Genomic DNA, 12,567 nt, shown 5'->3' with positions numbered 1-12,567 from the left:
TTGGATACCGCTACAAGCTCGCGGTATGACATTAAAGGGGCATAGTAAAAACAAAAGTCGTCTTCCCTTGCTCATCATTTTCTGCCCAGATTTTTCCGCCATGCAGCTCTATTACCTTTTTACACAAAGCAAGCCCCATTCCTCTACCACCTGCAGGTGAGCGGGTTTTCGAGCTTACGACGAACACACCGAATATAGTTTGTAGTTCCTCTTTTGGAACGCCTATTCCATCATCTTTAATAGTAAATAAAATATTATTTTCTTGCTTTTGTAAATCAATTTTTATTATGCCGTCATTACAATAGCTAATAGCGTTAATTATCAAATTATCGAATGTATGGCTAATATAATGAGGATCGCATTTAAGCACTATATTTTCTTCAATTTCAGCTATAAATTCTAACTTCTTATTGTTCAAATATAATTTCTTACATATTTTTATTCGCTCATGCAATAGCTCGCTTAAATTTATGCTTTCTTTTTTTAACTCATAACCAAGACTAGATAGTTTTGAGAAATCTAAAATATTGCCTATCAAACTATTTAACCTACTAGAGCTTTTAGCTATTATCTCTACTGCATTACGACGTTGATCATCACTAAATCTATCGTAATTAGCCCATAAAGTTTCACCAAGGCTAATAATACCGGTTAGCGGCGTATTTATTTCATGGTTTATATTACGTAAAAATTCATGTTTTAAATCAAGTAATTTTTCAAGTTCCTGCTCTCTAAAACTAACCCTATCCCCTAAATGAGTATTTTTTAGGTTAATTAATCTTTCCTGCTCTTGCCTTGGTCTTAAGAAAACGATTAACAACCCACTGAATAAAGTAAGGAAATATATCACTTTGAACTGGAAGCTATCTATATTAATTAACAGCTTCTCATCCATAAAATATTTATAAAACTCTATGCTAGCAAATACGCCAATAATAGTCATAAGTAAAGTAGTATGCCATCTAAACAATGTCGCAATTATTAGTAGGTTAATTATTGAACTCATCAATTGTAATTGATAGAAGTTGCTTGATAAAACAAGCAAACTACTAAAAAATATCAATATCCCAAAATTAGCAATAAACCAGAACAACGATATAATATATTTCTTCTGAAATCTCAAAGGCCATAACGGATAAGTGATAAGTATTGCAGAAGTTACAAGCGTACAGTGATAAATGATATTATATATATTTAGATGGTTCATTATCCTACTGTTAGGCGTAAGATATAAGGATGAAAAGATAGAGATTAAAATAAATATCCCAACATAGCTATAAGTGATTTCTTGGCGTGGTAATGTATTATTCCAATATATCAAAGGATTAAAATTCTTGATTAAGCGGAATAAACCCCAGAATCTTCTTCTTCGCTCTTGCTTTATCAGCCTTACGCTCAGCGGCTCTTTTAACGAACCAAAACCGCCTGGCTGTTTTAAAATATAATGACTACCAAGGAAAAAGAGTAAATTTATGATCGCAGCCGGCAAGATCGGATAAATTCCTATAATCTGCCTTAAAGAAAATAATTGCCATGCTATGATGGTTAATAATGCTGCTACTGTACCGATAAAAAAGGTTTTAGCAGTTGATTTAAAGCCGTATATTAAGAGAATTAACGGTAAGGTAATTATAGGCAAATAGATGCTGGTGAGTAATAAGAATATATTAATTAGGTCAAGTGAGATAACGAACCCTATCAAGCCTATGATAATCGCAGTTACATAGCTATATTGCAGCGAGGTTTTTTTACAGATATCATTAATAAAGCTTACTGTTGCAACGTTAATATAAGAGTTAGTGCTTGAGATTATCATTGCCATAATAACGCCAACTATTAAGCCTTTAAATCCTATATAGCTTTTAGTAATCTGAGAAAATAATTGACTACTATCGACAGCATTTTGGGAAAGCAATAATATCGCAATCCAAATGAATAAGACAGATAAACAAAGGCAAATAATTGCTGAAATAAAAAAGGTTCTTGATATCTGGTGTATATCCTTTGCCATCAATATTCTTTGAAAAATTGAAGGACCAAGTGAGGGAATGGCAAAATATATAAAGATATTTAGGGATATCCAAAATTTAGGGTTCGTATAATTAAATACCATACCTAAATCGGTAAGACGATGCTGCACATTTGAGTCGATAGAAATAGTAGGATCACTAAAAACATTCCACACTATAATCCCTATTACTGGAATAACGGCACTATAGGTAAAAAACTGTACGGCTTCGGTAAAAGTAACCGATTTAACGCCGCCGAAAGCCGAATAGCTTATTATGAAAGTCGCTAAAAACAAATCTACGTAAAAATTTGAAATACCAAAAAATAACTCTAGCACTAGACTGGCTATATGAAACTGAATAGCAATCCTGCCTATAGCCATTAATATGCTAACAATAGCGGTAAGATTTCGAACTTTATTGCCGTAAGCCTCCCCCATTATTTCCGCCACTGACATACTGCCTAAAAAATGTTCGAAACGAGGAGCAAGAAAATAGGCAATTAATAGCCAACTAACAACACTACCGAGTATGCTAGGAAGCAAGTAAAACAACCCGTCAATATATATTCGTGAATTATCGATTAGGAAAGTGCTAGTGCCGATCCAAGTAGCAATTAGAGTTGCAACTATCGTACCGGTCGAGAAATTTCTTTTCCCAATCGCATATTCCCGAATATTTTTTATATTTTTAATATCCGCAAATCCAACGATTAAATTAATCGCTAAAAAACTAGTAAAAATAAGAATGTCTATATTTGGCATAGAATTAAGTTAATTTTCTATGCGATAATAATCACAAAAAGTAAAACAAACAATAACTTTGTGAGGGTAAAGGGTAAAGTAAGTATGGAAGTAGTTTTATTACCTATGAAGACGGTGTCATCACCGCATAAGCGTTGCCCACGTGGGTTGAAAAACACGTACGCTGTCATGCCGTGGCTTGGGAACTAGATCCAGAAGAATAATAAAAAATACTAATATTATTAGTATTTTTTAGCTGGACCTAGTTAGCAAGCCACGGGGTGACAGGTAGGAAAGAATCCACGTAACAAAACTTTAATCGTACGGGTTAAGATTAGCAACGCCTAGACTATCCACCATTTCTTTTTCAAATTGTTGTATAGCAATTAAACATGTAGCAAAATCTAGCGTTTGATCTGTATACAACGTAGGTTCAATATTTTTAGCATTTACTGATTCTTGAAACATTTTATTGCAAATAGCTTGTTTTGTACCTTTAAGATCATTACCAAATAAAGGAGGCCTATGCTTTAATAATTCTTCAAAGAAAGGTGCTATTGGCTTTTCACTATTTACTTTAGTATTATTACTTACTAAACTTATTAGTATCTTTTCATTTTCTTGTTTCTTAGATGGATTTAAATAAGCTGTAAAAGTTTTATCTTTTAAAAGATCAAATTTATAACTAGCTAACCATTCTAATGCACTTCTGTATGCTTCCTTACCATTCCAATCTTTTACATAAAAATCAAACTTTTTATTTTGATCATAATTTTGTAAAATAGAAGTCAATTTATTATTACCCAATTCTAATAACCAGTGTAAAAATGGAGAAACATAAGTATTTGAAGTACTTAAATCTTTTTCTAATATGTCTTTAATATTTATTTTTTCTTCATGCTTAAATATTTGTTCAATTATTTCATAACATTTTGTTATAGCATTTTTAATAACAGAATTATCTATTTTTTGGGCTTTAGAATTACTAATTAAAATACCTATTTTGCTAATTACATTATCTACAAATTTACTAAATATTTCTGAAGATAAATTACTAGCATCTTCTATGATATTTTTAAAAGCTGCTAAATAATTTTCATTTTGCAATATGATGTTATATGTATTTAAATTATTAATTTGTATTCCTAAAGGAATTAAAACTTTAGCTAATTCTGTTTTTTGCTCTATATTTAAATGCCCCACTTCCATTGTTACGTCAAAAGCATTACGGGTAAGTTCTTGTTCATCCTCTATCAATTTAGGGTGCTTATCTAACAAATCCTTAAGCTTTTCTGAGACTCCTCCCCAAGCAAGCCATATTGCTGTGCTGTTATTGTTATCATCTCTTCCATTCCAAATTGCATTATCATATTCGTGCATTTTATTATATGCAGTTTTGATACAACTTTTTAATATATTTAATCTGTCTTTTAATTGCTGTTGAGAAGTGGAAGTTAAAGATAATACCGAACTCATAAAACATAAAGCTTCTAAAGTATTAACGTTCTTCGCTGCATAATTGAATTGTTTATTGTTAAAATTTAATGTAACAACGATATCTCCTCGCTCGTTTACGTTCTCTCTTGTTAATTCTTTAACTGCTTCAGTAAAATTAAACTCTTGTATAAGTTGAAAAGTTATGGTCATAAAAACTCCGAGATTTATATTAATTTAATACACGGAGATATAACAAGCTGTCAATATATTCTTAAAAAATCAATCAATTCAAAAATCTTCCATATTTTCATTACATAACAATCCTAGCGTCCTAACAATATTTAAGCTTTCTTCTATCTCTATTTGGAATTCTTTAGTATCCTCTTTGGCTTTATATAGATTTAAAACTTTATCCAAAGACTCTTCAAGTTCATCAGATAATTTTTTATTTATTTCAAAAAATATTTTTATTAATTTTATTAGAATTGGTAAGTAACCAATTGACAATTTTGTCTTTTCCTCTAAATTTCTTCCTAAATAATCAGATACTAACATCAAGAAAGTTTGTATATCTTTTTGATTTTCCGGTAACGTAAAGTCTTTATTTTTTATTAAATAAAATTTTTCATAAATTGCTTTTAATTCTTTGTCAAATTCATTTATAAGTGCCGGCATAATTTTTACTCCTCGTTATTATCTAAATTAGTTACACCTAAAGGCAGAGAAGAAGGATCATATAAACATGATAATTGAACTGTTAAAATTGTAATGGGATCAGGTATAGAAATAGACTCTTTAAAATTCTGTCTCACACAATTAAATAAGATTTGATAACATTCATCAATACAAGATTTGTTATTATCTGAAAATACTGACTCAAAAAAACTTTTACATTTTATAGTCAATTCTTCATTATTAATATTTTCTTGTATGGCTAAATTAATGATATCTTCTATTTCCTTTTTTAGCTCTGGCTTAAGAGAGCTAAATGTAGGCATATATTTTCATTCTATGTTTGTTGTAAATTTATATATTTGGTGTTTAAATATTCAAATATCCCTTCAAATGACCCTTCAACTCCAAAACCTGAAGCCTTACGTCCTGCAAAAGGAGCTTTAGCATTAGCTGGCAGCGGATCATTAATCGATATCATACCGAAATCAAGCTTTGTTGCCATATCAATCTTAGCAACACTTAAATTTCGTGAATATACATATCCTTGCAGACCATATTCGGTATTATTGGCACGCTCTATTACCTCGTCTAAACTCTTAAATTTATAGCAAGCAATTACTGGTCCAAATATTTCCGTTTTAAAAATATCCATATTATCTAAACAATCAATAATAATAGTTGGCTCAATGAAATTATTATTAGCCTTACCACCGCAAATTAACTTAGCCCCTCTATTTTGAGCATCGGCAAGCAATTTTTGGATTTTCTCTATAGCAGCAGAATTAATTAGTGGACCTACATCCGATGCGTTATCAAATCCGTCACCTGCTTTAAGTTTGTTAAATTTAGGAGTTAGAATTTCTATAAATTTTTCATATATAGATTCTTCTACAAATATTCTATTAGGGGAAGTACAAGACTGTCCGCTATTTCGAGTCTTAGAAATAACCAAATCATCTGCAACTTTTTCTAGATCATTATCAGCTGTTATAATGAAAGGAGCATTACCGCCAAGCTCTAAAGATAAACGCTTTACAGTATTTGCCGAAGCTTGGTATAGAATTTTGCCAACATTTGTAGAACCAGTAAACGATAATTTACGCAGTCTAAAATCTTCACAAAAAGCCTTACCGATAATGTTAGAATCACCAGTAATAACGTTAAACACTCCTGCCGGCAATCCGGCGTCGTAAGCTAACTTTGCTAGTACTAATGCTGAAAGCGGTGTAAGGCTTGACGGCTTTAATATAACGCTACAACCAGCTGCTATTGCAGGAACTACCTTGCGGGTAATCATGGCATTTGGAAAGTTCCAAGGTGTTATAGCAGCAGCTGGACCTACCGGCTCATAATGCGTAACGATTTTATGGTTTTTATTATTGCCAGGCTTTACAACAGAATGAATATTATGAATTGCATATGTATACCAATCAATAAAAGATGCCCCATATAGGATCTCTTTTTTTGATTCAGCAAGTATTTTCCCTTGCTCTAAGGTTAATATATGACTTAGCTCATCAATATTTTCGATTACTAAAGCATGCCATTTGCGGAGAATTGCTATCCTTTCTTCAAAAGAACTTTGCGACCATGCTGAAAAGGTTTGCACTGTGTTATCTATTGCAGAATTAATTTCTGATAATTCCAAATTCGGCACAGTCGCAATCTCTTTTAAAGTCGAAGGATTAACAACCGAGATTTGCTTTGAAGCCGTTATAAACTGCCCGTTTACATAATTCTTGCCGGTAATACTTGCTAGTAAATTCATATATCTCTCACTAATATTAATATTTAACTTTAAGGCTATATAATAATACTAGCAAGGGAAATGTTAATAATTAAGCAACGTATTCGGATGTATAGGCATAACTCCTCTTAATTTAATGAAATAGAATTTATAATTTTATCCAAAAAATAATGCAAGGATAATTATTGAGGAATATTAACTGTTTTTTATTAAAACTTGTATTTTACTAAATGCTTATTTTACTAGGCTTTCAAGTAATTTTGTAATAAAATATTAAATTATATTAACTTTTTTCTTGATTATTCTGTAATTCCTAATATATTGCAACGCTGATTATTAAAATTAATAAATAAGATAGAATTATGATAATAGCAATAAGTAGATTAACAAAAATATTTAACTCGTTTGGAAGAAACAAATCCTTTAAACCTGCTTCCTTTAAGGCTAATGATGAATTTATATTCGGTGAAGAGAATATAATTGAATTTAATAAAGCTGAACAATCTAAAAAACAAAATATGACTTCTGATAAAATAAAGTTTTTTATTATAGTTAAATTGAAAAGTATACTTCCTGCTATTTATTTAGAAAAAGCTTTAGATACAACCTCAGATGAAAGATTATTAAAAACTACTATTTCAAATCACGATTTACCCCAAGTGATGCAAAATATCTCTATTGAAAAAAATATCCAGATACCTAATTTATATCACAATACAAGTTATATTGAAGATTCTATGCCTCTTATTGAAACGTTAGGTATTGATTGATGTGTATTGTTCTAAAGCAATATTGGTTTAGTTAAATTACTTCTGTAATTTGCTATTTATGACGCTTATTTTAGCATCAGGTGGGCGGATATAAAGCGGCTCTATAGCACTATTTAACTCCGCCTTATTTGCAAGTAAGCTTGCTACATATCTACAAATAATAAAAGCTTTAACTCTAGCAAAGCGTGGCAGAATTATTATATTCGGCAGATTTTTAACTTGAGTATATATAAATTCAAGACCGCTACCACAACAAATTATATTCCCTTTTTCGTTTTTAAGTAGTCCTATAGCAGAGTCAAAATCTATTAATAACGGCTCATTTGTTTTACCTGATTTATCAAAAATCTGTAAATAAAGCTGACTACGATAGGCGTTTAAGAATACATATATCTTATCATAATCTTTAACCTGCCCTATAGCTCTAAAATAAGCATGCTCAAAATTACTAACCGCTACACCTTTAATATTCTCTTTAGCAAATAATATACCTTTAGCACAAGCAAGCCCTATCCTAATTCCTGTAAAACTACCTGGACCGTTTGTTACAGCTAAATAATCCAGCTCATCATACGAACACTGAGCAGCTTTCATTATCTGCTCTATCATCGGCATTAGATTTTCTGCCTGCATAGACGGGCGTACTTCTTCCGCATACGCTAAGATATTGTCTTTATCTGAAAGTGCTACCGATGCCGTATTATTTGCCGTATCAAATGCTAGAATTTTCATGAGTTATAATGACTAAATTTATATACCGCAGATACTTCAAAAGTTGGTAAGTCAAATAAGTGGTGAGTCTGCGGAACGTAGATAAACTACGTGAGCAAAAACGAATCCCGAAATTTGACTTATACGAAGATCAACTTCAAAAAGAGTAATCGGTTCATAAGACGAGGAGCGGCAGCAGTTACTTAATACGTGAGCATCGCAGTACTTATAGAACATTGTCACCAATTTCTGAAGTTCTATCTGAGTATTTACCAAATCTTGAAGTATCAAAGGTATACTCCTGTAGAACCGAAGCCGCCACTACCTCTTGCAGTCTCTTCAAGAGTTTCGCTTTCTTTCCATGATATACGCTCATATTTTGATATTATCATTTGAGCAATTCTCATACCTTTTTCTATAACAAAGTCATCTTTGCCTAAATTAATAAGAATAACTTTTATCTCACCACGATAATCAGCATCAATAGTACCGGGGGAATTAGCAACTGTAATGCCATTTTTAGCGGCAAGACCCGAACGTGGTCTTATCTGTGCTTCGAATAATTCCGGTAGTGCAATAGCTATACCAGTTGGAATTAGCTGTATCTCACCTGCTTTTATAGTTATAGGTTGCTCGTTTGCTGCCGTTAAATCCATACCAGCACTATGATCCGTAGCATATTCAGGTAATTTGCCAAAAAAATTATCTAATTTCTTAATTTTAACTTGTGTTATAGTCATGTTACTTTATATCAAATTTATCGTTAATAATCTTATTTTCAACTGCATTAATTAAGGAGTCAGCAAAATTATCAGTTAGTATTTTACTTGCCATACCAAGCTTTCTTTTAATCCATGGCTGTTTAGCACAAAGATATTGAAATTTAATATTATCACCAAATTTAGCTTTCATAGTACTATACATATCGCCAAGGTCATCAATTAAACCATAATCAAGAGCTGTTCGTCCTGCCCAGAATTCGCCATTAAATAAAATATCGTCTTGTTGAGTTAATTTACCGACTCTTCTTGTTTTTACATAATCAACAAAATGCTCATAAACTTGCTTTTGTAGATCTTTAATAATTTTTACATCCTCTTTGTTAATAGGTTTGAAAGGATCTAAAACTGCTTTATTTTTCCCCTCTGTATAAACTCTTCTTTCTATTCCAAGCTTATTAATTGCTTCATGAAAGCCAAAGCCGCTTGAGACTACACCAATACTACCTATAATCGAGCTATGCAAAGCATATATTTGATCACCAGCACAAGCTAGCCAATAACCACCTGAGGCGGCCATATCTTCTATAAAGCTATAAATTTTGATTTTATGCTCTTTAGCAAGCGTGCGGATACGTTTTGCAATAAGTTCCGATTGTACAGGCGATCCACCTGGGGAGTTGATAATAAGGCACAAAGCTTTTAGCTTTTTTATTTTAAAAGCTTTTTCTATTAGCTCATTTAGTGACTCTAAAGTAAGCCCTGACTGCACAGTACTAACTTTACCTATAACACCGTTTAAACGTAAAACGGCAACTACTTCTTTAGAATCACCAAAGATCGAAGCAAATAATTGCTCTAATTTACTTATCTGAGGCTTAGCTATTATTGGTTCAAACTCTGCATTCGCAATAGTTGATTTATTTACTTCGTTCATTATCTTGCTCATTGTTATCTTTTGGTGCTTCTTCAGCAGGTGCTTCTAAAGGATTTATTAGATCTTTTACTGTTCCTTTTTTTATAGGCTGCAAAGGCTTTGCTGGTTTATTCAAAGATTGCCCATTATAGCTATTTTTAGGTTCTGGATAATTTCCTGGTATAGCAGATAAAATAGTTTCTCTAATTTTTTCATCATACCAATTAGTGTTACCAATAAAACTAGTTACTATTTTACCATTTGGATCTATTAATATGCTTGTAGGTAAACTAATTACTCCTAAAGCCTTAAATAGCTGATTTCTATAATCTTGATAAATTGGTAAATATCTTATCTGGTAACTTTTATAATACTCTATAATAACTTTTACGTCTTGATAATCTTCTGAAACTGGAATCACTGAAAAAGGCAACTTTCTAAAATCTTTCTGTAATGTATCAAGATCGGGCATCTCTTTTACACAATTAGCACTCCAAGTAGCCCAAAATACTAATAATATAGTTTTTCCCTCGAACTGATCAAGAGAATATTGATTTTTTTCTTCATCAAAAAAAATTATATCATCAGGAACATTTGAGCCATTCTTAGGATTTGCATAAATTTTAGGAATAAAAACTATTATTAATAATAAAAATACTGTAATGGTCAAAAAATATTTATTATAATTACTTAAACCCATAAAATAATTTATTATTGTAATGAAAAAATTTGATTTCGTTGTACTTTTACTTTTATGCACTATGTTATGTAGCTGCGGCATAAAAAAACCTTTAGAACCACCGACTGATGACAATGACGTCATTGCGAGGAAATTACAAAGTAATTGTACGCACGCAATCTCAGGAATTTAGTATTGTTTCATGAGATTGCCAAGCTCCTTGCAGTTGCGTAGCTCATGACAGATATCAATATCTCTTCAATGTCGTACCTTGTAATACTAAGTCAAAACAAAATGATTTCAGATGTTGTTGAGGCTCAATCAAAGCGGGATTAATCTCACCACATTCATTGCTGCATATATTTTTATTAGATAAATCTAAACGTGTGTCTAATGTTTTAAGATCTGGATGTTCTACTCTTATATTAACACTTTTTAAATTACCAGCAGATTTATAAGGTAACATACTGACAAAGTAATATTCCCCTTTATTATTAGTAGTAGCAGTGCCGCTACCAGTAAAGCTAGAATCTTTTTTACCGGTAAATCTTCTTTTATCAACACGTGTTTTTAAAGGTTCATAAGGATATTTACCACCGCTACCTGCTTGCCATAAATAAACTTTAGCATCTGCAACTGGTACACAATTCTGATCTAGTACTATTCCTTTTATTATGATTTTTTCACCATAAAATCTAGATATCTGCCCTGTCTTACGTAATAAATTATTGGTAGACTCAAAAACTTTTGGTTCATAATCATTAAATATATTTCTTGTAATTTTACAACGATTAAGCTTATTAGGATAGCCTTTGGAAGCAGCAAATATATTTAATGTCCAGAAACATAAAAAACAAAATATAAATTTTTTCACTTTTCACCACTTTATTTTTTGTTATTTTTTGTCATTGCAAGGAGAGGCAACGCATCGACGCGGCAATCTTAGGAATTTTATATTTCTTTCATGAGATTGCATCAAAGCTACGCTCCTCGCAATGACGACTCCCGATCTATACTATAATCAAGTTAAAACAATTATTCATATTAATCAAATTATTTTTATTCTCATTTGATTATTAAATAATTGATTGTTATAGTAAATTTAATTGTAATACTAATATTATTAATATGCAAAAACTTCTATCTTTAATAATTGTAGCTTTAGTACTTTATAATATAGCAAAGTTAAAAATCTCTTCTGATGATAATAATGCTACGATTATAGAACAAGCAAGTGTAAATAACTCAGCTAATAACGAAAATCAAGTTAGTATTAATAACGAGCCTCCTGTCTCTCTAAATGGCAATTTATTTGAACGAACAATTTCCAAAATAGTAATTAATGCTCTTAAAACTGAGGAAGGTAAAGCATTCTTCGAAAATATTTTACAGCCATTAAATAAACCTATAGATACTAAAGATTATACCATTCCTGTACATAAAGACTTAATAACCTCTCTATTTAAAATTAATACAATTGGTACTGGGAACGTTGGTCCTGCCTCTTGTGGTCATGTAGTTACAGTATTTTATCAAATATCGGATATGAGTAATAATTTAATCTCAGAAGATACTAAAACTTTTACTATAGGTTCGGGTGCTGTAATGCTTGGTCTTGATAACGTAATAGTAGGAATGAATGTAGGGCAAGCAAGAGAAGCTATTATTCCTGCTAAATATGCTGCTAGTGTTGGTGCTAATAATGATAATGCCGATAGTGCATATAGAGTTAATGTAATGCTCAAATCTATATTGCCACAAAATTTTATTAACAGTAATGAAGTTAAAATTTATGATAATGAAATAGCTTATCGTATTCCTTTATTATGTGGTGAAAAGATAGCTTTTAATGCTAAAATTACTCGCCTTGCAAATGGCGAAGTGTTATATGACTCAAAAGCTAAAGGGCAAAAAGTCGATATGAAAATTGGTGATATTACCTATCCTCTAATTTTTTCTTATGCTTTGCAAGGTAAAGTACCAGTTGGTACTCGAACTGTTATTGCTAAAGGACAGACTTTTAAGGCATTAGGGTCTAATATAAATAAGATAATTTCACAAGAATCACTACCTTTAAATGAATATCTAATGCTTGAAATTAATGATTTTAAATAATAAATATGAAACAACGTAAAATATCTGATATTAAGAAACAAAAAAA

The 12,567-nt window shown here is 31.2% G+C and carries 12 protein-coding genes; 2 read left to right on the top strand and 10 right to left on the bottom strand.

From position 1 onward, the window contains the following. Positions 1-31 precede the first annotated feature (31 nt). The 5 genes from AAGD54_RS02370 to AAGD54_RS02350 form a co-directional block, all read right to left on the bottom strand. Positions 32-2,773, bottom strand: a complete 2,742-nt coding sequence (locus tag AAGD54_RS02370; RefSeq protein WP_341794912.1) for a sodium:solute symporter family transporter — start codon at positions 2,771-2,773, stop codon at positions 32-34. Positions 2,774-3,067: 294 nt separating this feature from the next. Beyond that, a complete protein-coding gene (locus tag AAGD54_RS02365; protein WP_341794911.1) occupies positions 3,068-4,399 on the bottom strand; it encodes a hypothetical protein in 1,332 nt (443 codons plus the stop codon). A 78-nt stretch (positions 4,400-4,477) separates the two neighbouring features. Continuing rightward, entirely contained in the window at positions 4,478-4,864 is a 387-nt protein-coding gene (locus AAGD54_RS02360; RefSeq protein ID WP_341794910.1) for a hypothetical protein, read from the bottom strand. A 5-nt stretch (positions 4,865-4,869) separates the two neighbouring features. After that, entirely contained in the window at positions 4,870-5,187 is a 318-nt protein-coding gene (locus tag AAGD54_RS02355; RefSeq protein WP_341788873.1) for a hypothetical protein, read from the bottom strand. A gap of 11 nt (positions 5,188-5,198) precedes the next feature. After that, positions 5,199-6,632 (bottom strand): NAD-dependent succinate-semialdehyde dehydrogenase, encoded by a 1,434-nt coding sequence (locus tag AAGD54_RS02350; RefSeq protein ID WP_341794909.1) that lies wholly within the window; start codon positions 6,630-6,632, stop codon positions 5,199-5,201. 341 nt (positions 6,633-6,973) lie between these two features. On the opposite strand from AAGD54_RS02350, the gene AAGD54_RS02345 reads away from it, so the two are divergent. After that, positions 6,974-7,381, top strand: a complete 408-nt coding sequence (locus AAGD54_RS02345; protein ID WP_341794908.1) for a hypothetical protein — start codon at positions 6,974-6,976, stop codon at positions 7,379-7,381. Positions 7,382-7,417: 36 nt separating this feature from the next. On the opposite strand, the gene tsaB is transcribed toward AAGD54_RS02345, so the two are convergent. From tsaB to AAGD54_RS02320, 5 genes are all read right to left on the bottom strand, one after another. Beyond that, positions 7,418-8,113: a tRNA (adenosine(37)-N6)-threonylcarbamoyltransferase complex dimerization subunit type 1 TsaB gene (gene tsaB / locus AAGD54_RS02340; protein WP_341788870.1), complete on the bottom strand. Its 696-nt coding sequence runs from the start codon at positions 8,111-8,113 to the stop codon at positions 7,418-7,420. 266 nt (positions 8,114-8,379) lie between these two features. After that, positions 8,380-8,832, bottom strand: coding sequence for a dUTP diphosphatase (dut, locus tag AAGD54_RS02335; RefSeq protein ID WP_341788869.1), 453 nt, complete (start codon positions 8,830-8,832; stop codon positions 8,380-8,382). Position 8,833: 1 nt separating this feature from the next. After that, positions 8,834-9,748, bottom strand: coding sequence for a S49 family peptidase (locus tag AAGD54_RS02330; protein WP_341789266.1), 915 nt, complete (start codon positions 9,746-9,748; stop codon positions 8,834-8,836). Beyond that, positions 9,732-10,427 (bottom strand): TlpA disulfide reductase family protein, encoded by a 696-nt coding sequence (locus tag AAGD54_RS02325; RefSeq protein WP_341795161.1) that lies wholly within the window; start codon positions 10,425-10,427, stop codon positions 9,732-9,734. The genes AAGD54_RS02330 and AAGD54_RS02325 overlap by 17 nt, the downstream gene beginning before the upstream one ends. A gap of 226 nt (positions 10,428-10,653) precedes the next feature. After that, complete coding sequence (locus AAGD54_RS02320; protein WP_341788868.1) at positions 10,654-11,280, bottom strand: dioxygenase; 627 nt, start codon at positions 11,278-11,280, stop codon at positions 10,654-10,656. A 254-nt stretch (positions 11,281-11,534) separates the two neighbouring features. On the opposite strand from AAGD54_RS02320, the gene AAGD54_RS02315 reads away from it, so the two are divergent. Continuing rightward, positions 11,535-12,521, top strand: coding sequence for an FKBP-type peptidyl-prolyl cis-trans isomerase (locus AAGD54_RS02315; RefSeq protein WP_341794907.1), 987 nt, complete (start codon positions 11,535-11,537; stop codon positions 12,519-12,521). Positions 12,522-12,567 lie beyond the last annotated feature (46 nt).

The organism is Rickettsia endosymbiont of Rhinocyllus conicus (genome assembly GCF_964026465.1).
GTDB lineage: Bacteria > Pseudomonadota > Alphaproteobacteria > Rickettsiales > Rickettsiaceae > Rickettsia.
The sequence above is the reverse complement of the archived record's forward strand: the minus strand, read 5'-3'. Positions and strand labels throughout refer to the sequence as shown.